21 protein-coding genes and 1 pseudogene are annotated in these 24,054 nt (G+C 57.2%); 8 read left to right on the top strand and 14 right to left on the bottom strand.

What is annotated here, in order from left to right; all coding sequences use genetic code 11:
• Positions 1-423, bottom strand: a pseudogene (locus QM579_RS04475) (A/G-specific adenine glycosylase); the annotation flags it as partial.
• 121 nt (positions 424-544) lie between these two features.
• Between QM579_RS04475 and QM579_RS04470 the strand changes: the two are divergent.
• The 3 genes from QM579_RS04470 to QM579_RS04460 all read left to right on the top strand — a co-directional run bounded on the left by QM579_RS04470 (position 545) and on the right by QM579_RS04460 (position 2,538).
• Positions 545-1,054, top strand: a complete 510-nt coding sequence (locus tag QM579_RS04470) for a peptidylprolyl isomerase (RefSeq protein ID WP_414998007.1) — start codon at positions 545-547, stop codon at positions 1,052-1,054.
• A gap of 224 nt (positions 1,055-1,278) precedes the next feature.
• Entirely contained in the window at positions 1,279-1,758 is a 480-nt protein-coding gene (locus QM579_RS04465; protein WP_414998006.1) for a DinB family protein, read from the top strand.
• A gap of 264 nt (positions 1,759-2,022) precedes the next feature.
• Positions 2,023-2,538 (top strand): YceI family protein, encoded by a 516-nt coding sequence (locus QM579_RS04460; protein WP_414998005.1) that lies wholly within the window; start codon positions 2,023-2,025, stop codon positions 2,536-2,538.
• Positions 2,539-2,905: 367 nt separating this feature from the next.
• Here the strand turns inward: QM579_RS04460 and QM579_RS04455 are convergent, their stop codons facing one another.
• The 5 genes from QM579_RS04455 to QM579_RS04435 form a co-directional block, all read right to left on the bottom strand.
• Positions 2,906-3,319, bottom strand: coding sequence for a hypothetical protein (locus QM579_RS04455; protein WP_414998004.1), 414 nt, complete (start codon positions 3,317-3,319; stop codon positions 2,906-2,908).
• A 434-nt stretch (positions 3,320-3,753) separates the two neighbouring features.
• The gene (locus QM579_RS04450) at positions 3,754-4,566 is read right to left on the bottom strand and encodes a DUF4198 domain-containing protein (RefSeq protein WP_414998003.1); all 813 of its coding nucleotides are present in this window, start codon (positions 4,564-4,566) and stop codon (positions 3,754-3,756) included.
• Between the two features lie 502 nt (positions 4,567-5,068).
• Positions 5,069-5,773: a class II aldolase/adducin family protein gene (locus tag QM579_RS04445; protein WP_414998002.1), complete on the bottom strand. Its 705-nt coding sequence runs from the start codon at positions 5,771-5,773 to the stop codon at positions 5,069-5,071.
• 45 nt (positions 5,774-5,818) lie between these two features.
• Positions 5,819-6,865 (bottom strand): thiamine-phosphate kinase, encoded by a 1,047-nt coding sequence (gene thiL / locus QM579_RS04440; protein WP_414998001.1) that lies wholly within the window; start codon positions 6,863-6,865, stop codon positions 5,819-5,821.
• Between the two features lies 1 nt (position 6,866).
• Complete coding sequence (locus tag QM579_RS04435) at positions 6,867-9,185, bottom strand: ATP-dependent helicase (RefSeq protein WP_414998000.1); 2,319 nt, start codon at positions 9,183-9,185, stop codon at positions 6,867-6,869.
• Between the two features lie 126 nt (positions 9,186-9,311).
• Between QM579_RS04435 and QM579_RS04430 the strand changes: the two genes are divergently transcribed.
• The 4 genes from QM579_RS04430 (at position 9,312) to panB (ending at position 13,848) form a co-directional block, all read left to right on the top strand.
• The gene (locus QM579_RS04430) at positions 9,312-10,583 is read left to right on the top strand and encodes a multidrug effflux MFS transporter (RefSeq protein WP_414997999.1); all 1,272 of its coding nucleotides are present in this window, start codon (positions 9,312-9,314) and stop codon (positions 10,581-10,583) included.
• A gap of 254 nt (positions 10,584-10,837) precedes the next feature.
• On the top strand, positions 10,838-11,371 hold the full coding sequence (locus QM579_RS04425) for a hypothetical protein (protein WP_414997998.1): 534 nt from the start codon (positions 10,838-10,840) through the stop codon (positions 11,369-11,371).
• 536 nt (positions 11,372-11,907) lie between these two features.
• A complete protein-coding gene (gene speB / locus QM579_RS04420; protein ID WP_414997997.1) occupies positions 11,908-12,792 on the top strand; it encodes an agmatinase in 885 nt (294 codons plus the stop codon).
• A 222-nt stretch (positions 12,793-13,014) separates the two neighbouring features.
• Entirely contained in the window at positions 13,015-13,848 is an 834-nt protein-coding gene (panB, locus tag QM579_RS04415) for a 3-methyl-2-oxobutanoate hydroxymethyltransferase (RefSeq protein WP_414997996.1), read from the top strand.
• Between the two features lie 181 nt (positions 13,849-14,029).
• On the opposite strand, the gene QM579_RS04410 is transcribed toward panB, so the two are convergent.
• The 3 genes from QM579_RS04410 to QM579_RS04400 form a co-directional block, all read right to left on the bottom strand.
• On the bottom strand, positions 14,030-14,962 hold the full coding sequence (locus tag QM579_RS04410) for a Dyp-type peroxidase (protein ID WP_414997995.1): 933 nt from the start codon (positions 14,960-14,962) through the stop codon (positions 14,030-14,032).
• A gap of 259 nt (positions 14,963-15,221) precedes the next feature.
• Complete coding sequence (locus tag QM579_RS04405; RefSeq protein ID WP_414997994.1) at positions 15,222-18,542, bottom strand: DEAD/DEAH box helicase; 3,321 nt, start codon at positions 18,540-18,542, stop codon at positions 15,222-15,224.
• Positions 18,543-18,584: 42 nt separating this feature from the next.
• A complete protein-coding gene (locus QM579_RS04400) occupies positions 18,585-19,328 on the bottom strand; it encodes an acyltransferase (protein ID WP_414997993.1) in 744 nt (247 codons plus the stop codon).
• 402 nt (positions 19,329-19,730) lie between these two features.
• On the opposite strand from QM579_RS04400, the gene QM579_RS04395 reads away from it, so the two are divergent.
• Positions 19,731-20,006 (top strand): FeoA family protein, encoded by a 276-nt coding sequence (locus QM579_RS04395; RefSeq protein WP_414997992.1) that lies wholly within the window; start codon positions 19,731-19,733, stop codon positions 20,004-20,006.
• A gap of 314 nt (positions 20,007-20,320) precedes the next feature.
• Here the strand turns inward: QM579_RS04395 and QM579_RS04390 are convergent, their stop codons facing one another.
• From QM579_RS04390 to QM579_RS04370, 5 genes are all read right to left on the bottom strand, one after another.
• Positions 20,321-20,866 (bottom strand): NADPH-dependent FMN reductase, encoded by a 546-nt coding sequence (locus QM579_RS04390; RefSeq protein WP_414997991.1) that lies wholly within the window; start codon positions 20,864-20,866, stop codon positions 20,321-20,323.
• A gap of 131 nt (positions 20,867-20,997) precedes the next feature.
• Complete coding sequence (locus tag QM579_RS04385) at positions 20,998-21,408, bottom strand: thioesterase family protein (protein ID WP_414997990.1); 411 nt, start codon at positions 21,406-21,408, stop codon at positions 20,998-21,000.
• A gap of 218 nt (positions 21,409-21,626) precedes the next feature.
• Positions 21,627-23,210: an ammonia-forming cytochrome c nitrite reductase subunit c552 gene (locus QM579_RS04380; RefSeq protein WP_414997989.1), complete on the bottom strand. Its 1,584-nt coding sequence runs from the start codon at positions 23,208-23,210 to the stop codon at positions 21,627-21,629.
• Complete coding sequence (locus QM579_RS04375) at positions 23,203-23,670, bottom strand: cytochrome c3 family protein (RefSeq protein ID WP_183720414.1); 468 nt, start codon at positions 23,668-23,670, stop codon at positions 23,203-23,205. The genes QM579_RS04380 and QM579_RS04375 overlap by 8 nt, the downstream gene beginning before the upstream one ends.
• Positions 23,671-23,722: 52 nt before the next feature.
• Positions 23,723-23,851: a hypothetical protein gene (locus QM579_RS04370; RefSeq protein WP_414997988.1), complete on the bottom strand. Its 129-nt coding sequence runs from the start codon at positions 23,849-23,851 to the stop codon at positions 23,723-23,725.
• Positions 23,852-24,054 lie beyond the last annotated feature (203 nt).

Raw genomic sequence — 24,054 nt, 5'->3', positions numbered from 1 at the left:
CTTGCGGGCAGCGGCAAGGATGTGGCGCGCGCGCGAATAGTAGCCCAAGCCTTCCCATAAAAGCAGCACGTCTTCTTCATGCGCCGCTGCCAGCGTGGCGACATCGGGGAAGCGTTGCATCCAGCGCAAAAAATAGCTGACCCCGCGCTCCATTTGCGTTTGCTGCAACATGACTTCTGAAATCCATACTTCATATGGCGTATAGCTGGCGCGCCAGGGCAGGGCGCGCTGGTGAACAGCAAACCAGTCGAGCAGGGCTTGTTGCAGGCCAGGGATGTGTTCTTCAGGCGTCAGGTGGCGCACCGTGCCAGACGAAGATGGCAGGCAGGACTCTTCAAATCCCGGCAGAAAGCTGGCCGTCTGGCCAGTGTCTGCGTCTTTTTTGGGGACGGCCTTGGGGAGTTTTTTGCGTGTTTGGGGCATGAAGGGTAATCTATACCCAGCGGCAGGCATTGTCATCTTTCGGGGCATACCCTATATTCCGGCTCAGGACGCGTCTCCGGCTTTTTCCGGGGCGCGGGCCATCACCACTAAAGGAGCTATCATGGCTGAAAATCCCACGGTTTTGCTGGAAACCACGTCCGGCGACATTTTGATCGAGCTCTTCACCGACAAGGCCCCGAAAACCGTTGCCAATTTTTTGCAATATGTGGATGAGGGTTTTTACAACAACACCATCTTCCACCGCGTGATCCCCGGTTTCATGATTCAGGGCGGCGGTCTTGGCGCGCGTATGGACGAAAAAGCCACTCGCGAACCTGTCACCAATGAGGCTGACAACGGCGTGAAAAACGAACGCGGCACCATCGCAATGGCCCGCACCCGTGACCCGCACAGCGCCACGGCACAGTTTTTCATCAACCTGGTGGACAACGCTTTTCTTGACCACAGTTCCCCCACACTTGACGGATGGGGCTATTGCGCCTTTGGTCGCGTGACCGAAGGTATGGACATAGTGGACAAGATCGCCAAGGTGAAAACCAAGAGCATGGGCATGCACGAAAACGTGCCCGTGGATATGGTGCTCATCACTGGCTCCAGCCGTTTCGAATAAATCTGGAGCAGATAAAAGACGAAAATTTTCGTAACTATCTGTTGCAAATCAGCAATTAGCTGATTTGTTCTCAAGCCCCCGCTTTGCACAAGGCGGGGGCTTTGGTTATGCTGAAGCAGAGCGGAGCGCTGCCCCGTGCTTGTTCAGCAGCGAAAACGCAGCAGACTTCGCCAGCGCATTGAAGATACACATTTTCAATGGGAACCTGCCCAAAGGAGAACTGCATGTCTCGCGACATTACAAATGCGATTCAAGGGCCCTATCGCCATTCCTGGAGTCTTTTGACCCAGCTTGTCGATACGTGCCCCGACAAAATCTGGAACGAAACACGCGGTGGCTGGCCCTTCTGGCAGCAGGTCGCGCATACCCTTGCGGTACTGAATTTTTTTACGCTTGCCGAAAATGAAGCGCCGTTGTCAGCCCCTTGCGACATGGCCACGCTTATGCTCAAGGTGCAGGGGGCCTGCGCCATCGGCAAGGACGCCATGCGGGACTATGCAGAAGCCGTGCGCATCAGCGTAGACGGATGGCTGGACGGTATTTCTGACAGCGACCTTGTTAAGGTTCATACGGTACTGAGCAAAAAAATCGGGCGCGATGTGACGTTTGGCGCGGCAATAGCCATGCTGGCCAGCCACACCTGCTACCACGTCGGCTCCTGTGATGCCGCCCTGCGGGACAACGGGCTGCCCGGCGTATTTTAGAGCAGGGGAAATATGAAGTGCGCCGCATTTCAAAATTGGCGTTCTGCCGGAACCTGAGCTAGTCTTCAAATGACGCCGAGTTGTGGCGGCCGCACTGCTTGCCGCCCGATGGTCTCGTTATGAAATCGCTCAAAATCCTGATGCAACGCCGTAACACGCCTTTGTTTGAAAAAATTCTCTGGCAGATTGTCTCAAGGGCTTGCCCCGCATGAAAAGATAGCTATGTATTGTGCATAGAGACGGCTGAAAAACAAGGAGAATACCATGACCACATGGAATAATGATCCGGCCCATTCCCGCCTTGGTTTTGTAGTCAGACACATCACCATTACCGATGTGACTGGCAGGTTTGCCGACTTTGTGGTTACTGCCCAGATTGGCAAGGACGACCTTTCCGACGCCAAATTCAGCATGGCTGCCCAGGTTGCCAGCGTTGATACAGATGTGGACGCACGTGACGAACATCTGCGCAGCCCCGACTTTTTTGAGGCTGCCGTGCATCCCGTAATCACCTTTGAAAGCAGCCGGGTACACCTGGAAGCCAGCGGTGAGGGCAAGATCAGTGGCACCCTGACCATTCGTGGCGTGGCGAAAGAGGCTACCTTCAACTTCCGCGCCAGCGAAGTGGTGACCAATCCTATGAATGAAAAGCCCACACGCGCCTTCAAGGTGTGGGGCGACATAAAGAGAAGCGACTTCAATGTCGGCAAGGGCGTTCCCTCCCTCATCGTGGGAGAGACCGTACACGTGACCGCAGATATGGAATGCTCGCCCGCCTAGACAGCGTTGCCGCCAGAGCTCTTCCCGTTCTTCTGCATTGAGCCCCGGCTTTTATGCTGATGGAGTTACAAAGACTGTGCTCCCGCATAACTGCCCGTTCTTGCAAGGATAACAGGGATTTTGCCTCGAGACGGCATAGCCTGCTGATTGTAAATATGTTTTTTGACGTTCGCGAAAGCGGCCCTTTTCATGCATGAAAAGGGCCGCTTTGTTTGCCTTTGGGGTTCATTGACTTGGAAAAGATTGTTCTCAGGTTTTAAGGGGGGGCTCCATTGCCCCGGCAGAAGCCGGGCTGCCATTATGTATTCCGTAAAAATTGAGGCCCGCCCACAAGGGGCGGGCCTCTAACCGCGCTGCCAACCTGGGCTTAAGCCTTGCGGCGTCGGCGCCACAGCACGGAAATTGTTCCTATGTTCAGCAACAGGCTAACGCCCAGCAAGGCCCGCAAGGGGGTAGAAAAACCTCCCCACGCGTCTGCGGCGGCACCAGCCGTGGGTGCGGTGCCGCCGCTATGGGCCACAGTAATCTCGTGCTCAACCCTGTGGCCCATATTGTCGGCCATAATCACCCGCCATTGGCCTGGGGCATTAGGCACAAAGGCGAAGCGTCCCTGGGTGTCGGTTCGGCCGTTCTGGAATTCAAGCTTTGCATCAGCAGGGCTGTAAACTTCCACTTTTGCATAGGCGGGCACTTCACCCGTAGAGTAGGCAAACTGCACGACTATGGCATTGTCCTGTGGAATTTCCGCAGCCCGCAAAGCATGTGCCGAAACTTGTCCCACGCCTGCCAGCGAAAGGCAGGCGCAGAATAGAAAGACACAGCATGTTTTTGGGGGCACAATAAATCTCATTGGCGGTCTGCCTCGCTAGGGACTGTTTCTAAATAATTCTCTTGTCCCTGCCCTTGGCGCAAAATCATTTATTTAGGGAAACGCTGATTTATTCTGTTTGGCTGCGTTGCTTCACTTTTTTTGAGACAGTCGAGGACAGAAGAGTCCACTCCTGCTTCAAAAAAAATCGCGCCTTGCCAAACGAAATAACTGTGCGTTTCCAGGAGGCTCTTTAACCAGTGCTTCCTTGGAAGCAGCCCCTGGAGCAATTTACGTAATGAAATGAATCAATTGTTCTGCAAGGGTTTGCGTGCAAATTCTTGCCACGAAATAGGCCTGGGCGGTATTTGCTCACCGTAAAATGGCTATTTCAAGTGCAAAATGCTCTACCGGACAGGAAAAACGTAGGTTGCCCGCAGATGGTGTTCGTCTGCATCAGTTCCCGGAGTTTTTTCAACCGTGGCGGTGCGGACCATCCACAGGGCTGGTTTGTCCACCGCAAGAGCTGCTTTGCCCTGGGCGTCGGTGGTGGCCGTAACCTTATAGGTATCCTCTTCCTTGCTGAATTCATCGTGCGTCAGGCCCACTGCGGCGTCAGCCAGAGGCTTGCCGCGCAACAGAACCTGCACGTTCATTGTGCCGCCCGGCTTTATGGTTGCGGGGTTGTCCAGCAGAATGATTTCAAGCATCTGATCTTGAGGCGTCTTGTACAGGCTGTCATTGACCGCAGGATTGAGCAGGGTTTTGGCGAATTTTTCGTACTTGCCTACCGAGCGGACCTTCTTGCCCTGGGCTTCAAGCTGTGCGCGGTTGCCTTCAAGCACGCCTTCGGTGGTTTCACTCCATATCTGGGGCAGGCGGTGTCCCGCCAGCAGGGCGGGGGCAGTGTCTGCCAGCGTAATATCGCCCACAAGGGCGGCAAGGGCCGCGTCTTCACTCAGGTTCACAGCAGAAGCTTTGCCGTTTTGCAAAATTTGCAGGCGCACTGTTGCGGGATTTTCCGCTTCTTCGCTGATCATGAAAACGTGTGAAGCCTGCGCCTGCACACGGGTTTTCTGCCCGACGGGCGGCGTTGCAGTATCAGGCTTGAGAATGAATTCGTGCGCTGCGGCGGGCAAGGCCGCACCAAGAAGAGCCGTAAGAGCCAGACCGCCAAGAAAAGGTTTTGCCTTATGGCCTATCTGCTGCAAAAGGGTCATGGGGGGCACTCCGTGTTGAGGTTCGGCATAAAATATTGTGTTACGAACTTTAAAAAGATGCTACATGTGGCATGTGGTTTTGGCAAGCTGAAAAACACGATTTTTATAATCGTGTTACGATGAGATTAAAAAAAGCCCATAAAGAGCCTTAGAGTTGTGCCTTTAGCTTGATTCGTGAAGCAGTTGTTGGAATCGGCCTGCTTAGAGGCAGTGGGGAGTCTGAAAGCCGTTGCTTGTGACTCCCGTTTCAGACTGGAACATCACAGTGGCTTATTGGAGTAAAACAAGGATTTCAGGGCGTGGTCGTGGGGTGATTCTGTTTGCAACAGGGCCTTTTCCCGCAAGGCAGTTCAAAGTTTAAGTCCTGCCGCTGTACAAGAGGACCGCAGCGCAACGCAGTGTGTCAGCTGATCGTTACTTTTTTCGGCTGAATAACAGCTTTGAAATGTGAAAGCTGACAAAGCTCATCTGTCGTGGGGGGCGGCTACACAGATGGCAGTATTCAGTTCATGCTCAAAAGCTGAATGGCGGCCAGATGTTCCAGTTCTTCGGTCAGGCAAAGGGCTTCTGCCAGATGTTCTCCGGTACAGCACAGGCCATGTCCGGCCATCCAGATTGCCGGATGTTCCAGGCTAGCTTTGGCGACGGCATCGGCCAGCTCTGTGGTTCCGGGGGGCAGGGCAGGGGCAAAGCCCAGGCGGGCGCGCCATACGTCTGCCTCAAAGAGGGGAAGCCGCAAAAAGTCTTTCAGGCCGTCTGTCTGCTGCCCGTCATGCTGACCTGACTCAAGCCGCAGGCTGAGGGCCAGAAGGCGGCGCGGGTGTGTATGCAGAATGGCCTTGCAGTGGGGTTTTGCGCGGTAAATAGCCAGATGCATGCCGGATTCTGTGGATGCCGGGCCGCCATGCAGGGGCGCGGCGCTGTGCAGATCTACAAGGCAGCAGTCCTGCGGGGCGAGGCGGCCCTTGGCCGCACCGCTGCGGGTGAGGCATACAATAGTGTCATGCGGCGCGGGCAGGCGGCAACTGGCGTTGCCGTTACAGCCGGAGAGCAAACCCTGTTCCCACGCATCGCGGCAGACGCTGCGCATCTGTTCCGCATAAGGGGCCATAAGTTCCGGGGCCAGCGCCTGAAGGTCCTTGTGCATGTGTATTCCCTGCCAGTCAAAGGCCGCTATCTGTTCGTGAAAAATCCATTTCTGCGCCACAACGTGCCGGGTTACGGTGCTGACAAATCACAAAATGAAGCCAGCTCAGACCTCGAAGTGGTCAAAGCCGCCGCCAAGACTGTCCAGCGGGGCGTTGTTGCACTCTATGCCCCCGCCAGCCGTAACAACGCCAATACTGAACAGGCCGGGAATGGCCGCGTGCAGGGGCGGCAGCATGTCAGGCGCGCAGGATCCGAGCAGCGCGTAATCCTCACCGCCCAGCAAGGCTTCGTGAACGGGATTTTTGCCTGTTTCAGCAGCGTGGCGCAAAAGTTCGGGATGCAGGCGGCCCTGTGGCAGTACTATTTCTGCGCCAAGGCCCGTGCATTTTTCCGGGCAGGTGACGCTGAGTTCACCTGTAAGGCCCAGCAGGCGGGGCAGATCGCGCATGATGCCGTCTGAAAGGTCCATAAGGGCCGGGGGGCGTGCATTGTGACCTGCCCGCGCCAGCATGAGACCTGCATCCACCTGCGGCACAGGCCGCAAATGGGCCGCGCAGGCGGCGGGCCAATCGTTCAGGGCCTGGCGTCCTTGAGCTTCCAGCCGGGTGAGGCCCACGCGGGCCAGACCCAGAGAGCCGACCACAAAAAGAGTATCGCCGGGCATGCTGCCGCCGCGCACAAGAAAATGGCCGGGGTCAGCCGGCTCGCCCCAAACGGTTATGGAAACATGCAGTTTTTCACTGCGCGACAGGTCGCCGCCGGCCAGCGCCATGCGGTGCAGACCAGCCACTTCGGCCATGCCGCTGAAAAACCTGTTAAGCCACTTCATATCCGCCCATGCGGGCAGGCCGAGGCAAAGCGTAAAACCAAGGGGCCGCGCGCCGCACCCTGCAAGGTCGCTGACATTGACGGCCAGCGCCTTGTAGCCCATATCCTCGGGCGTGAAGTAGGATTGGCGAAAATGAATATCTTCCAGAAAAAGATCGCTGCTCACGCAGAGAGGCCGCCCGGCCTTGAGCACCGCGCAGTCGTCGCCCCTGCCCAGCAGCAGCGAGGGGTGCGTCTGGGGAAAATACTCTGCCAGACAGGCAAGAATGCGGTCTTCCGATAGCGGTGCAGCGGAGCCGCTGGTGGAGGAGGCCGAAACCATATCAATTCTCCATGAGCAGATATTCGCTCAAAATGACCTTGAGGCCGAAGCCGGGAAAGTTCACCTGTACCTTTTCGGGCGACAGGTGCTTGATAATCTTGCCACGCCCGAAGATGCGGTGGGTGCAGTAACAAAGCTGCCCCTGGGCGGCATCGCCTTTGGATTCACCGCCCAATCCCCCGGTTGGGGCTGCGCCACTGCCCGCGGCGGCAGCGGCTGGCGCGGGCGCAAAATTGCGTGATTGCGAGAAGCTCAGGCCCGGCGACGATTTTTCCTGTTCCGAGGGCAGCTGGCAGTCATCGTAGGCGGCATGATCTGGCGCGCTCTGCGGGCGGGCCAAAGGCCGGGCCTGAAAGCGTGCCTGATATGAAGGCTGCGCCCCGCCGAAGCTTCCTGCCGCACGGCGCGAAAGAATGCCGCCAAAGCCCTCTATCCATTCTTCCACAAGGCCCGGGGCCAGTTCGCGCACAAAGGGGCTCTGGTTCACGTGCTGGCTGCCGCGCTCTGCCCTGTTGTACAGTGATGCCGGGGCGTAAAGATCAAGGTTCTGGCGGGCACGGGTGCAGGCCACGTACATGAGGCGGCGTTCTTCTTCAAAATCTTCGGGCCTGGCCAGCGCGTGCCGTGAGGGAAAACGGTCCTCAACAAGATCAATGATGCACACGGCGTTCCACTCCAGCCCCTTGGCAGAATGCACGGTGGAAAGGGTGATCTTGCCTTCGGTGTCGTGTTCGTCTTCTTCGGGCGATTCCAGCGCCAGATCGGCCAGAAAAAGGTCAAGATGGATGTAGCCTGAAGCCATCTGTATGATTTCTTCAAGACCCTGCTGGCGGCGGGGCCAATCTTCGGGATACAGGGTTTCAAGACGCGGGCGGTAATGCTCCAGCACGGAGGCCAGCGTGGATGAAGGCGACATGGGGCGCGTGCGCAGGTCATTGATGAAGCGCATGTCTTCCAGAAAGCCCGTATGGCGGCCAAAGGCTTTTTCCGTGGCGGCAGCGTCGCCGCTGCGGGCAACGGCGTAGAGCTTTTCCACCGTCTTGGGGCCGATGCCGCTGTGCTGGGCCGCAACGCGGGCAAAGGCAGGCAGGTCCAGCGGATTGAGCAGCAGACGGGCGTAGGCCATCACGTCCTTGACGTGGGCGGCCTCGGTATAGCGCAGGCCGCCGTATTTGCGAAAACCTATGCCAGCCTGATTGAGCGCCATTTCAAGATTGTAGGAGTGAAACCCCGCGCGAAAGAGTACCGCAATTTCATGCGGCATGTGGTCGTGCAGCAGTTCTTCAATACGGCGCACCACAATCTTGGCCTGACTGGCGTCGCTCATAGGCGTCACCAGACGTACCAGATCCCCCCCCTCCTTGCGGGTAAAGAGATTTTTGTGAAAGGACTCCGCCGCATGGGCCAGCAGACTGTTGGCCACATCCAGCACGGGCTTGGTGGAGCGGTAGTTTTCTTCCAGCCGGATAACTGTGGTGCCCGGAAAAAATTTGGGGAAATCCAGAATGTTGCGAACATTGGCCCCACGGAAGGCATAGATGGACTGCGCCTCGTCGCCCACAGCCATAACGTTGCCGGGGGGGCCGTCTTCCGGCCCGGCCAGCAGGCGCACTATGCGGGCCTGCACCAGGTTGGTGTCCTGATACTCATCCACAAGAATATGGCTGAAGCGCTGGCGCAGGCTGGCTGCGGCCATTTCATTGTAGCGCAGCAGGGCTTCAAGTTCAAAAAGCAGGTCGTCATAGTCCATGAGACCTTTGTCGCGTCTGTAAGAATCGTAGACATCGCCCAGCCGGGTCAGGCTGTCGGCGTGGGGCAGCAGATGAATGGCCTCGCGCCTCAGCACCTCGTCCAGCGGTAATTCCTTGTTGCGGGCCTTGCTGAGCAGACCTACCACAGTCTGTGTTTTGGGAAAGGACTTGTCGCCCTTGCCCAGCTTGAGGTCATCCTTGCAGTGCTTGACCGCCGCCGTGATGTCGGACGCGTCCATAACCGTAAAGGGCCGGTCAGCCAGCCATGAGGGCTTCCAGCGGCGCAGCACGCTGAAAGCAAATGCGTGAAAAGTGCCGCCCTGTACGCCGGTAAGCCCCTGGTTCAGCAGCAGGCCCGCGCGGTGCAGCATTTCCTGCGCCGCTTTGCGGGTAAAGGTAAGCAGCAGCATGGCGTCTGGCGAGATGCCGTTTTCAGCCAGCCAGGCCAGACGGTAAACAATGGTGCGGGTTTTGCCGCTGCCCGCGCCAGCCACCACCAGCACGGGACCATCGCCGCTGGTGGCTGCCTGATATTGGGCTTCGTTGAGCGCTTGTGCGTAATCAATCATAGCGCGACCCTAGCACAAGGCCTTCCGGCCCGCCAGAGTGCCCTGCGGCATATGCCCGCCCCGGCGCAAACTTGACTTTGCGGCCAGCCGGACTGAGTATCCCGTAAAATCGAGGAATACCGCCGCATGAGTTTCAAGCAGAATGACATTGTTGTAGGCCCGGGTGTTCGATTAAGCCGATCCCGCAGACTTTTTTTCGCGCTGCTGCTCGCCATGCTGGGAGCCTTCGGCCCCCTGAGCATAGATACCTATTTGCCCAGTTTGCCCCAGATAGCCGGGGATCTGTCCATTTCAACGGCGACAACCCAGATCACCATCACCGCGTTTCTTCTGGGTATGGCCATCGGGCAGGTTTTCATCGGCCCCATTTCAGACAGTCACGGGCGGCGTGGGCCCTTGCTGCTGGCCCTGGCCTTCTTTACGCTGGCGTCGTTTTTTTGCGCGCGCGCCACGTCGGGCGAGAGTTTTATTGCCCTGCGTTTTGCGCAGGGGCTCAGCGGGGCTGGCGGCGTGGTGCTTTCACGCGCCATTGCCTGCGACCTTTTTCGCGGGGCGGAACTGACCAGCTTTATGGCCGTTCTTATTGCCATTCAAAGCGTGGCCCCCATTATGGCTCCTCTTTTGGGCGGCGGGCTGGCAATTTTAGGCGGTTGGCCTGCGGTTTTTGTTTTTCTGACAATTTTTGGCCTGCTGCTTGTGTGCCTGTGCGCGTGGCGGCTGCCGGAAACTCTGCTTCCAGAGGCCCGGCGGCCCGGCGGCGTGTTTGCCGCCCTGCGCTATACCGGCACACTGTTCAAGGAAAAGGCCTTCATGTGCTTTGCAGGCGTGCAGGGCTTCACTATGGCGGGGTTTTTCGGCTATGTGGCGGCGTCGCCATTTATTTTTCAGGATATGTACGGCTTTTCCCACACGGCCTATGCAATGATTTTTGGGGCAAACGCGCTCAGCCTTTCCCTGATGGCTGTGATTACCGGGCGTCTGGCCCACCGGGTCAAGGAAGAAAAATTGCTTGTGGCGGGCAATGTTTTGCGCTGGATAGCCTGCCTTATTGTTCTGGTGGTAACCATTGTACGCCCGGCTTCGCCCTGGCCTCTTATTGCGGCCCTGTATTGCATGATTACGCTTCAGGGAGTGACCTTTGCCACCAGCTTTACGCTGGGCATTGCAGCGCAGGATGTGGGCGCGGGCGCGGCTTCCGGGGTGATCGGCGTGGCGGCATTTATTTTTGGGGCTTTTTCCTCTCCTCTTGTGGGATTGGCCGGGCCGGAAACCGCCGTGCCTCTGGGCGTGGTCTGCGCTGTGACAGGAACCGCCACCCTGGTTCTGAGCCTTATGGGCAACAAGGCGCTGCGCCAGCGGCGCGAGCGTATGGCCGCCGCGAAACAGCCGGGGAATTGAGGCCTGACCGGGCTTTGCGGCGATTCGCATTGACGCGGGCTGCACCCGATAGTACATATAAAAACGCTTGCGATATTTTTCTCTAGGGGCTGTTTCGAAATAAATACTTTCGCCTTTTGGCTGTGCCAGATTGCGTTTGTTTTTAGGCAGGACGCCAGCTTTGTAGCGCACAATCTTCAAAGCTGACTTGGTCATGTTCTGGTAGCGAGCCGGGCCTGGCTATACCGGGCCATCAAAAAAATTAAGGAGTTTCCATGCCTGAACCACAGAGCCAATTCCAGAGTGCAGTCGCCGCTATGATTGAAGCGGTGATGTTTGAAAACTGGTTGCGCTTCTATTTTATCAGCGAAAAGCCCGAAGCCGCTCCGGTGGATGGCGAAGCGCCGCTGTTTATGGCCGTGCCGGTCAAAGGTATGGAACGCATTGCCGAACTGTATCCTCACCTGCTGCCCCTGGCCGACGAAATGAATGGCAAGGAAGTGACGTTTGAAATGTCGCAGCGTGCCATCTGTAATTTTGTTGCCACCCACGTGGAAGGCAAAAGCATAGCCCGCGACAGCGCGGCAATGATTTTTAACAGCTCTACGTTTCAGGTGCAGATGCAGCTTTTCAACACATGGCTGCAAATGCATGAAGACCAGCTTGACCGCGGCTTCACGGAATTCGGCGCATGGCGCAAGCTGTTTGACGAATGGCGTCAGAGCCCCGGAGCTCGCGAACTTGCTGAGAAACTGAGCATCAGTATTCAGGGTTCGCCTTCCGCAAGCGGCAAGGAAACCGTGCAGTAGCCCTTGCGCTATGCCGCACATATGCCCAACAGCCTTTTTCGGGGCAATTGGGCGGCAGATGATCCGGTTCGTCTGGCATCCATCAGGGTCGTCTCTTTGCCTGGCAATTGCCTTGCGCCGTAAAGCTCGGGCATACGGCTGTTGCCGGGCGATCTGCATATGGCAAGCGGGGTAATTCTGGCTGATGGGCGTGACGAGCCGTACGGCAGAACAGAAATGCAAACTATTTCAGTAATAATTCTGTCGACAGGGATAACTTGCGCAAGAAGATAATTTTTTGTACAGCGAGACCCCCACAGCAAGGAAGCCGGGTTGAGAAGTATAAGTTTTTAAACTAAACAGGATTTGTTCCTGAAATAAAAACTTAATTATTGCAATATATTAAAGAAAGTTTTTCTTGGGTTTAGTTTGGCACGGCCATTGCAGAATAGAAAGTACCTTCCTTTCTTTTGCTGACAGCCTCCTCCAAATAAGACGGCCTGCCTCCCCAAGCGGGCCGTTTTATTTGGTTCATCCACGCAGTCATGAGGATAGTCATGCAGCATTTTCTTGCATCAGAGTACAGCCCGGTTCGGCCAGATCAGGCCGCCTTTCATATCATTCCTGTTCCGCTGGAGCAGAGCGTTTCCTATGGCGGGGGTACAGCTCACGGCCCGGAAGCTCTGCTCACGGCCTCGCAGCAGCTTGAAGCCTGGGAATGCGGGCACACTCCCGGCGAGTCAGGTTTTTATACTGCGCCGCCTGTGGATTGTAGTGGGCCTATTGAAGGCACCCTTGACCGCATTGAGGCTGCTGCTGCCCATGCCCTTTCCTGCAAGGCCATGCCCGTGGTGCTTGGCGGCGAGCACACAGTAAGCCTTGGGGCGTTGCGTGCTTTGGCCAAGCATGCCCAAAGCACGGGCGAACCCTTTGGCATTGTGCAGTTTGACGCCCATGCCGACCTGCGCTCAAGCTATGAAGGCAGCCCGTACTCGCATGCCTGCGTTATGCACCGCGCGGTGGCAGATCTGGGCCTGCCGCTGGTACAGTTTGGCGTGCGCGATTTCAGCCGAGAAGAGGCCGAGGTACGCAAGGCCCACAACGTCACGCATTACGACGCCTATTTTATGGCCCGCGTGGGCCTGCCCGAACTGCCTTTTCCCGAGGATTTTCCCCGGCGTATATACATCACCTTTGATGTGGACGCTTTTGACGCCTCCCTTATGCCCGCCACGGGCACGCCGTCCCCCGGCGGCATGAACTGGCGCGAAGCCCAGTTTATTCTTGAGCGTTGCGTGGAAGGGCGGCAGGTCGTCGGGCTGGATGTGGTGGAGCTTGCGCCTATTGCGGGCCTGCACCATTGTGATTTCACGGCGGCCAAGCTGACGCACCTGCTTATGGGCCTGGCTCATGACGCCAACAATCGTTTTTGTGCGGAATAATACAGTCTGAGCCATGTGCTGTTTCTAAATAAACGATTTTGACCCAAGGGCAATGAAAAAGGTCTTTTTTACGAAAGGAGTGTACTTTTATGGTACATGACTGGAGTAAAAAATGGCCTTTTGACGCAGTCAGTTGGGCAAAAGAATTATTTAGAGACAGTACCTAGTGTAACAGTTTTTCCCCGGCATCTGCCCGCACGGTTTTATCAAGGAGCATGTATCATGAAGAACACTGTGGTCACATTTCGCGCTGCCAAGGGGCAAGACAAGCTTGTAGTGCTTACAGCCTATGACTACAGCACGGCCCGTGTTATGGACGCTGCCGGGGTCAATGCCCTTTTGGTGGGAGATTCACTGGGCATGGTCATGCTGGGGCACGATGATACGCTCAGCGTCACAATGGACGACATGATCCGCCATTGCGGCGCCGTTGCGCGGGCAGCGGAGCAGGCCCTTGTTATCTGCGACATGCCCTACATGAGCTACCACACAAGCGTGGACGACGCTGTGCGCAATGCTGGCAGACTGGTGTGCGAGGGACGCGCCCAGGCCGTCAAGCTTGAAGGCGGTGCGGAATTTTGCGACGTTGTCAGGGCACTTGTGCGGGCGTCCATTCCCGTCATGGGACATCTGGGCCTCACGCCCCAGTCTGTAAATGCTTTCGGCGGCTTCAAGATGCAGGGCAAGACGCACAGCGCGGCCCAAAAGCTGCTGGACGACGCCCGCGCCCTTCAGGACGCCGGAGCCTTTGCCGTGGTGCTGGAATGCGTGCCAGCGGTTCTGGCCGCCCGCATTACCAAGGAACTTGCCATTCCCGTCATCGGCATAGGCGCAGGTGCGGAATGTGACGGTCAGGTGCTGGTCTGGCAGGATATGACTGGCCTCAATACCCGCCCGCTGCCAAGGTTTGTCAAATACTTCGGTTCAGTGGACAACGCTTTGCGTGACGCCATCGAGGGGTATACACGCGAAGTGCGCGCCGGGGCCTTTCCCGGTGAGGAACACTGCTATCCCTTGCCTGAAGGTATGGAAAAAACCATCAAAAAACTCAAATAGCATGGCCTGCCTGTAGGCTCATAAAGAAGCACACAACCAAAGCCCCTGCATATCAATGATATGCAGGGGCTTTTTGCCGTGGTTTCAGCGGGGTGAGCGCCAGAGCGTATTCTTACGGTACATAACTGGAGTGAAATGCCTTTGGCCCCGCCAGTAGTCAAAAGAATCGTTTAGAGGCCGCCTAGTCTTCGCCCAGTTCTTCAAGCAGTTCTGCCGAAGGAACGAAAAATAACGTGCCTGTTGCCGCTGTGCTGAAATCCAGCAGCCGGTCCGTGTTGCCCACGGGTTCACCGATGAACATGTTTTCAAGCATCTTGCGCGTGGTGGAAAATTTGCCGGCATAGCCGATAAAATAAGTGCCGAATTCGCCCTTGGCGGGGTTGGCGAAAGCCATATTCGCCCGCACGATTTTCAGCTCGTTTCCATCCTCGTCTTCAATATTTGTAACGGCATTATGTGCGTTTTCTGGTTTTTCTTCGTCGCTGAGCTCAACGTCGTTGAATTTTCGCCTGCCAATGGTTTTTTCCTGCTCTTCAGTGGAAAGGGCATTCCAGGCATGCATGTCATGAAGATACTTTTGCACAAAAGCGTAGCTGCCGCCTGTAAAATCCGGGTCATCTCCGCCGATTGTGGCTGATGCCAGCCGTGCTTCATTTTCAGGATTTTCAGTGCCGTCAACAAAGCCGATTATGGCGCGCCCATCGAAATAGCGAAAGCCCTGAACCTCATCAATGGGGTACACCGCCCCGTGAAGCTTGGAGCTGATGATGGTTGCCGCTTCAAGGCATACATCAAGCCGTGCCGCGCGGATATGAAGGAAAATATCACCCGGTGTGGAAACTGCGGTGTATTTGCCTCCCTTGATTTCTTTGAAGACTTCAAGCTCGTTAGGTTTGCCGCGTTTCGGAAAAAGCTTGCCCCAGGCTTCAGCGCCGAACCCCATTATGCAACTGATTGCCGAATCTGGCAGCCGGGTGCGCATGCTTCTGGCAACGGCTGTAAAATCGGCGCACAGGTCTTTTACTGTTGCCAGAGCTTCAGCGCCGTCCTGCAAACCGAAAATCATGAAAATAGCGTGCTCGCCCGGAGTATTGGTGACGTCTTGCGGTTTCATAAGAGTCCCTTTGTGGTTATGGGAAAATATTTTGTTTACGGAAACGCTGATTTATTCCGTTTGGCTGCGTTGCTTTATTTTTTTGAAACAGTCGGGGACGGAAGAGTCCACTCCTGCTTCAAAAAAAGATCGCGCCTTGCCAAACGAAAAAAACTGTGCGTTCGCAGGAGTTTTTTAATCAGTGCTTCCTTGATACTAGCGCATAGTAAGTTTGAAAAATAGGGGCTGTTCTATTGCAGCCGTGTGCTGACAGGCCCGGTTATCTGCCATGCGGAGCACGCAGGTCCACGGGTACACGCACGCGCGCCCCTGCCTTGTTGGTGAACAGCAAATGGCCGTGCTCCAGACCGTAGAGGTAGAGGCGGCGGGTCAGGTCCACATCCATGCGGCAGTAGGCGGCGATTTCGTTCATCTTGCCTTCCTTCCACCAGCGCAGGGCTTGCAGGCCATCGGCGCTCTTGGGCGCTTCAAGGGTGGCCTGCCCCAGATTGTCCAGCGAGATACGGTAACTCAGGCGATCTTTGATGCGCTGCAAGATGTCGAGGCTCGGCAGGTTGCGCAGGTCAAAGGGCGCAAAGGGCGCCAGTACGGCATAGTCAAAGCGCAGGCTGTTGAAGCCCACCACCAGGCCGCATGCCCGCATACGGTCAAACAGGGCGGGCAGCTCATCCTGCGTGTAGTTGAAAAAATCATCGGCGCGGCTGTCATAGGCCACGGCCACGCTCACACCCATATCGCCAGCTTTGTGCCAGCCGCCCACTTCGGCGGCGGAGCGGCGCGTTTCTACGTCAAAAACCACAAAATGTTCTGGCGGGGGCACAGATATGTGATTTTGCAGGTCTGTCATGAGGGAACCTCCATCAGTACAGGCAGGCGCGGCACTTGTGCCATGCTCTGTTGCCTGTTCCGTTACACGCCCTGTCGCATGTCCTGTCATATCCTCCACAACATGTGACGCCGCGCGGACTGTACTCCCGGTGCCCGAACCTCTGGCCGCCGAGCCGCTTGCCAAGGCGGACCGGGTACTGTTTGCGGGTGTATCCGCAACGTTGCCCGGGGAAGCAGCAATTTCGGGCCTGGAGTTGCCGTCCATCATGGCCGTGTCAGCCACAAACTCAAGTTCAGGGCGTGGCGGCGGCGGGCTCATGACCAGTTTTTCGCGCAACAAGTCGCCCTCATTGCCGGGGGCCAGCAACTGGCGCAGCAGTTCCAGAGCTGCCCGCTTGTCGATGGGGCGGTTGCCTGAACCGCATTTTGGCGAATGCACGCATGAGGGGCAGCCGTCCTCACAGGGGCAGGCCAGCACGGTTTTATAGGTGGCCTCCAGCAGGGCGCGGGCATCGCCAAAGGCCTGGCGCGTCAGGCCAGCGCCGCCGGGCAGGCCGTCGTAAATAAAGACAGCGGGCAGGCCAAGCTGGGCATGCATGGGGGTGGATATGCCGCCAAAGTCATTGCGGTCGGCCATAATGAGCAGGGGCAGCATGCCGATGGCCGCATGCTCCAGAGCATGAATGCCGCCCATAAAGTGCATGAAGTTGTCTTCCATCTCTGCGCGGATATTGTCGGGAATGACAAACCACAGTCCCTCGGTTTCAAAAACCTGCGGCGGCGCGTCCAGCGGTGTGATGGTCAGCAGGCGGTTGCCCGAGGTGGAGCGCTTTTCGTAGCCCGTCACCGTGTCAATAATGCGCAGCCGCCCCCGGCACACAAGGGTGCGCCCCAGCGACAGCCGCTCGGTTTCTTCAAGAATGTCTGTGGCTTTTTGCCCACGAGTACGGGTAAACCAGCCCACTTTGGCCTCTTTGGCCATAATGCGGGCGCGCGCCGGATCCATATCATCAATAATGTAGCTGCGGCCCCGGTGCAGGTAGACCGCGCCGGGATGCGTCTCGCGCCACGCGCGAAAGCCGTCCACAGAGCCGATGATGTGCCCCTGTTCGTCCTCGATGCTGAAGGTCTGCCCTGTGCCGCGCAGATCCACATGGCGCTGGGGCCGCTTGCGTGATGCCAGCAGCTGTTTGCCATCTGCCGACTGCAGCAGCAGACCCTGGGCATTGAGTTGCCGGGCGGCGGCCAGAGCTGCCGGACTTGCCAGCATGGCTTCGCCGAGGCGCAGGGGCATTTCAGCGGCGGCGCATTCCAGATGCCGGGCCAGAATGACCTCGTTGTCTGGATTGACTACGGCTTTTTCTGGGGGGCGGCTGAAAAAATCTTCGGGATTTCTGGCGAAATACTGATCCAGCGCGTCCTCGCCCGCCACCACGATAACGGCAGATTCCTGCTGCGCCCGGCCCACCCGGCCACCACGTTGCAAGGTAGCCATAACCGTGCCCGGATAGCCTACCAGAATGCAGACATCCAGCCCGCCGATGTCGATGCCCAGTTCGAGGGCGCTGGTGCTGACAACAGCCAGCAGGTCGCCGCTGGCCATGCGCGATTCAATGCTGCGGCGTTCTTCGGGCAAAAAGCCTGCTCTATAGGCTGAAATGCGGCTGGCAAAAGAGCCGGACTGCCCGGCCCACAGGCTGATAAGTTCGGTCATGCGGCGCGAGCGGCAGTAGACAATGGTGCGCAGGTTGCGTGCCAGAGCTGCCTTGAGCAGGTCAATGGCCGCCGTGGCAGGGCTTTGTTCCGGGTTGAGGAATACAAAGTGTCTTGGGCCTTGCGGCGCGCCGGATTTGTCGATGACAACAGGCGGCGGCGTTGCCGGGTTCACGGTCTGGAACACCGGGGCGGTTGCTGTACCGCTGGCTGCGTTGCTGACAGGATTGCCAGCTGTGCTGTTGGCCTGATTTTCATCTGTACCGCCGCCTGCACCGTCTGACGCAATGTTCTCTTCCGTGGCAGGATACGCCGTGCCCGTAAGCGCGGCCCCCAGTTCGCCGGGATTGCCCACGGTGGCAGTGCACAGCACATAGACGGGCTTTGCGCCGTAGCGCCCTGCCAGACGGTTGAGCCGCCGGAATACCTGCGCCATATGCGCGCCAAACACCCCGCGATAGGTATGGGCTTCGTCCACCACCACATGCGTGAGCCCCGCCAGAAAGGCTGCCCATTGCTCGTGATGGGGCAGAATGCCCAGATGCAGCATTTCGGGATTGCTGATGAGCACCGCAGGCGGATCGCGGCGAATCTTGCGGCGAAAGTGATCCGAGGTGTCGCCGTCGTACAGGGCGGCGGCGGGGCGGGCGTCCTTGGGCCATGTGGCAGTAAGGGCGTTGAAGGCGGCAAGCTGATCCTGCGCCAGAGCCTTGAGGGGAAAAAGATACAGGGCGCGCGCGTCAGGGTCGCGCAGGTGGCGTTCCAGCACGGGCAGGTTGTAAATCAGGCTTTTGCCGCTGGCCGTGGGCGTGGCCGCAACAATAGAGTGCCCTGCCCGGATGTGGTCCGTGGCCAAAGCCTGATGGCTGTACAGCCCGGCTATGCCGCGCTGCTCAAGAATGCGGTTGATGGCTGCGGGCCAGGGCAGACGCGTTTGGGCGTACTGAGGCTCGGCGGCGGGCAGCAGGCGGTGGCAGGTAACCTGCCCGCCAAGCTTTTCTGATGCCAGAAGTGCGGAAATATAGGAACCGACAGACATTTAGACTTCCATGCTAGGGGGCTTCCACGCAGGAAGCGCTCATTACGCGTCTCCCCCATGCGGGGTTTCGGTTTGCCCGGCGGGTCTTGCTTGTCCGCCGGGTTGCGATGCGGCTGCACGGTCTTCATTGGGAACAAGAGAACGCAGCACGCGTGCAGGCGACCCTGCGGCAAGGCTGTGCGGCGGCACGTCTTTTGTCACCACGCTGCCAGCGCCGATGATAGCCCCCTCGCCAATGGTGACGCCCTTGAGGATGATGCAATTGAGGCCAATCCAGGCGTAATCGCCAATGGTCACGGGCCTGTCGCCTTCCATACCCGGTTCAGTGGCGCGGGCTTCTGGCGGCCAGTGGGCGTGAAAATCTGAATCCACAATAATGCAGTTGGGCGCGATCAGTACCTGCCGTCCGATGCTGATGGCGGTGGAGCGGGCTGTGATGGACGTGCCGCTGAGTTGTGCGCCGGGGCCAATGTCAATGCGCGCACCGGGGCCAAAGGTGCGCAGGCGCACGGGCGTTGCCAGGGCTGATGCCGTGGCCCGCCGCCAGGATGAAACAAGGCTGGTTCCGGCTTCAATGGATATGTGGCTGCCCGGCCAGCGCATGAGGCCCACAGGGCCGTGGGCAGTAACACCTGCGCCAATGGGCACACCCACAAGGGTGGCCTTGCAGCGCAGGCGCAGTGTGCCCCAAAAGCGCCCCCAGCGCGTCATCACCTGAAGGCAGGCGTAGCTTATTATATTGGTGGGGGTGAGGCCCCGTTCCAGAGCTTTCCGCAGCATGCTCATATTTGATTACCTCTGCCAGCCCTGGCGGCAATGCCGCAGTTTGTTCGCTTGGGTCTGTTCGCATTGCATTTGGAAAAGACTGGTGGCGGAGTGTGCAGGCTGACTTGGATGTCCAGCATGCCAGACTTGGCTCCGGTGGTCGAGAGGCTGACACAGGAGTGGTTTGACAGGGCAGAAATAATTTCTGCTATATACTGAAATAACAGGAATAAATACTTGTCTGCCAACTTGACTGCCACCGCTCGCTGGACTAGATTGAAAATGAAATTTGTTTTTATATTGAGGGCGGGCGTCATCAAAACTCAAGCGCCCTGCCAACGTGGAAGTAGTGCCCTCGGGCGCAGGTACAGCATCTTGCTGGCAACAGTGTTTTCAGTTGTAGTTTTTGCTGATGAGGCTTCTATGGACAAGTGTGAAGGTATTTTTCCGCTCACGGCCCTCAAGGTTGGCGAGCCTGCGTACATCGTAAGCATCAATGCCAGGGGCGAACTGGCCCGCAGAATACGCGACATGGGGCTCGGTTCGGGCATGCCTGTTTCTGTGGTAGGGTATGCCCCCCTGCGCGACCCTCTGGCCCTGCGTTGCGCCGAAGCTACCATTGCCCTGCGGCGCAGCGAGGCAAAATCCATCATGGTGCGGCACCACGCTGAGGCGCAGCCCACAGCATCCTCCAAATAAATTTCAGGCGCGCAGGGCGCGCCGCAGCTTCCACATGAGTAAAAGTGTCTCCGCATGAAGCAAAGTGCCTCCGCATGAAGCAAAGTGCCTCCGCAAGATAATCCATGCCTTCCTTGTCTTGGCCCTGCATTGCCGCAAGGGCAAACTGAAACCCCGCTCCGTCATGACGGAGAGGGGTTTCAGTCACTGGCTGTACCAGCGATAATCATGCATTGCAGCGGGCTATGCCACCCATGCTGGCCTTGCAGTAATCAGCCCGCATCTTCTCAGCCGAAGCGCAGCAGGCGCTTTGGCTGCCTTGCGGATATGCCTGGTTACTTTTTCAGTTGCCGTGTCCACTGGGCAAGGGCCTGCATGACTTCGGCAGTCTGCTTGGTGAGCCCTTCGTCCACCACGTTGCCCTGGTCGTCAAAGCTGGGCGTAAAGGCGTTGGAGAACAGCTCGGGCTTGTTCAGCACATGCAGGTTCAGGTACACGCAGACCTGACGCAGATGGTACTGGCTACGGCTGGTGCCCATGCCGCCTCCGGCGCCCACAATGCAAACGGCCTTGCCAGAAAGCGGCGCAAGGTTGGGTTCACGCGAAACCCAGTCCAGCGCGTTTTTCAGGGCAGGGGCCAGAGAGTAGTTATACTCCGGGCAGGCCAGCACCAGGGCGTCTGCCGCAGTGACCTGCGCAATGAGGTCTTTGGCGGCCTGGGGTTTTTCGATGTCTTCATTATAGAAGGGCAGGCTGGAGATATTGGCGATCTCCATACGGACGCCCTCGGGAAGATGGGCAGCGCAGCAGCGCAGCAGGCCCGTATTGCGTGAAGCGCGGCGCAAACTGCCGGAAATACCCAAAAAGGTAAGATTGCTCATAAGGATTCTCCTTGTGTCCGTCTGTACGAACGCTTTCAGCGTAGCAATTTTTATGGCGAAAGCCTACGGATTAGCTTGCCTATTTTTCGCATGGCGTTGCCAAAACATTTTGACGTTGATCTGTTCGGAGATCAGCAGCCACAGTCCTTGCGGTGGCGGGTGCGGCTTTCAAATTTTTCCTTGTGCACCACGACGCGCTCGTGAAGGCCTTCGCCTATCAGCCCAACCTCGTCACGGGCGCTGACCTTGAAGGTCAGCCCTTTGCCGTTGGAGGACATGCCTGTCAGTTCAGCGGTAAACGTCACCTGCATGCCACAGGGCGTTGCCGCCACATGCGACACATCCACTTTTGTGCCTACTGTAGTCATGCCTTCCGGCAGGACATCCTGCACCACGGCCACGGCGGTGGCTTCCATCCAGGCTATCATCATGGCTGTGGAAAAAACCTCCACCAGACCGCTGCCGACGCGGCAGGCCAGCATGTCTTCGCTGACAGTGATTTCAGACGTGCCGGAAATGCCCGGCTCCAGAATTTTTTTCATTCTCGCCTCGTTTGCCTCCCGCAGTTCTGTCCCGGGCGGGAGTGCGTGCGGCGGAGGGTTGCCTTGAGCCCGCTTTATGGGCGTGTGTGCAGGCATAGTAAAAAAGATGCGATGCGCTATCAAGTGCGGCGCATAAATGGGTCCGCCCGGGAAGCCAATGACTTTCCCGGGCGGACTTGTTCAGACAGGGCCTGTGGAGGGCTATGGCTGGTCTGTAATTACTTTTCCTGACTGCTCTTGGAGGTCAGGCGATCCTGGCCTTCCCATACCTGTTCAGCCTTGGGCAGGGCAGGCAGCAGCTTGGTCCAGGGGTTTTGCTTGAGGAATTCAGGGTCCTGCTGAAGCTTGCGGCTCATGTTCAGAATGGGCGGCACAATTTCCTTGATATCGCCAGCCAGCATGGGGGCGATGCCGAATTCCGTGGCCTGGGTGGCCAGGTCAACGGCCTTCTGGCTGCATTCCATACTGGTCATGAGCGTGTCGAGCGCCTTGGTGGGGTTATGGAAGCCCACGCTGTTTTCAGCGGAGACGTAGTCCCAGAACAACTGGCCCTTGCGCACCATTTCGCGCGCTTCAGTCATAAGGGCTTCATAGTTGGGCGCGCGATGGCCTTCGTAAGCATTGGCAAGACGCACGGCTTCATGAGCCTTGACGGATATTTCCTGCGCCTTGATCAGCTGATCATAGGTCTTCTTCTGGGTGTTAAGCACACGCTGGCGCAGGTATTCGCCGGTCTTGTCGGCGTGGCACTGGCGGCAGGCGCGCATTTCGGGGTCCTTCATGGGCGAGGTAATCCAGTGGCTCGTCATCTTCTTGCCGTCTTCACGCACGTACTGCATGTGGCAGTCGACGCAGGAAACACCGGCAGCGCCGTGGGGACCGTCCTGGAAGGTTTCGTACTCGGGGTGCTGCATCTTGATCATGGGCACCTTGGAGGCAGCGTGCACCCAGTCAACAAAGGGGCCGGGCTTGCCGTCAGCGTCCTTGGCTCCGTGACCCTTGTAGTACTGATACATGTCTTCGGGGTTGAAGCCGTTATCCCAGGGGAAGACGGGTTTGGCGGCCGGGCCGTTGTCCTTGTGGGTAAAGTAGTATTCCACATGGCACTGGGCGCAGACGAGAGTACGCTTTTCGTTGCGGCTTATCTTCTGCCAGTCCTTGCCGCTGCGCTTGAGCCAGTCCTTGAGCGGTTCGGAATACAGGCGCAGTTCCATCGTGCCGGGGTCGTGGCAGGTGGCGCAGCTTATGCTTTCTTCATGAGCGTTGATTTTGTCTTTGGCACGGAATTCATTGACGTCCATAGACCAGAATTTATCGCCGTACTGGCCGACCCATTCCATCATCTTGGGAGTCTTGCAGTTCCAGCAGGTGGCGGGCAGGTTGCCCTTGCCGTCAGCCCCAAAACGGTTGATGCGGTCAATATTTACAAAATCGTCAATGGCGTAGGTATGACCACGCGTTTCATTGTATTCATACATGAAAGGATAGCCCAGCCAGAGATTTTTCAGGTAGGGCTGGGCATGTTTGAAGCCCTTGGGCAGGGGATTCACATTGTCATTTTTATTGTAAGGCACAGACCCTTTATAGTCGGTCATGACCTTGTCTTCGTTATTTTTCATATACGAAGCATACTGCTGGGGAAATGCGCCCTTGAAGGCCGACATCTTGAGTTCTGTTTCAGGAATGCCCGTTTTATATTTGGGGGCCTTCAGCTCGGTGGATACATCCTGACAGCCGCTGAGCAAAGCAACGCCCAGCAGCGTGGCCAGAGCCAGGGCCGTGGTCACAATTCGCTTATTCATAGGCTACCGTCCTTGTACTGATAGGCTTCATACGCATGTGGGCCACGCCCCTGTGGCAATCCACACAGTAGGGCTTTGCGTCCATGCTGGCCACGTTGATGTTGGTTTGGGCATGGCACGCCTTGCAGTTGGCGTTTACCACGTCACGCGTGTGCAGACTTAAGGGACGCGGAATATCGTGCCCCATAATGTTGCCCACTACATCGCGCAGGCCTTCTTTTGCCTTGAACGGCAACTTGACCAAAAGATTGTGCGGGGCGTGGCAATCGTTGCAGGAAAGATTGGCGTGCGTGCCCATCTTCTGGGTAACGGCAGCCTCCTGCATGATGTGACAACTGGCGCAGAACGGTCGCTGGTCGGTGGTCGTCATAGCATATGCCAGAACTCCCATCAGCACCACTCCCGCCGCAACGCCGCCCATCAGCCATTTTAGCCAGGGTCCATTGCGGGGTATACCCATAGAGCCTCCTTCACTCGCTCCTAGTGCAGATGCGCCCTGAAAACCCACATTTTCAGGACGTAGTATCGCCCACGGGCAGGCTTTGCAGCCTGTTTTTCATGAGCTTTGGCAACCCGAAGGGGATCGCCGGACGGCCATTGGTCCAGGCAGACCGTCCATTGCGCAGCCACCACGGCGGCACAGTTATGATCCCTATAACATCAAGAATTGTACCATTTATGTGAAATATTTTGTAAAGAAAAAACTTTGATAAACGTGAGTGTTATGTGATTTTTTTATCAGGCGGCCAATAGCGGCATTGAAAGATCCAGATAAAGATGACAAAATTCATAAAAATATGACAACAGATGGGGCTTTTGTCTCATTTATCTCTATGAGGCTTCT

The organism is Desulfovibrio sp., assembly GCF_047607245.1.
Classification (GTDB): Bacteria; Desulfobacterota; Desulfovibrionia; order Desulfovibrionales; family Desulfovibrionaceae; genus Desulfovibrio.
Note: the sequence above shows the minus strand (reverse complement) of the source record. Positions and strands in the feature narration are given on the sequence as shown.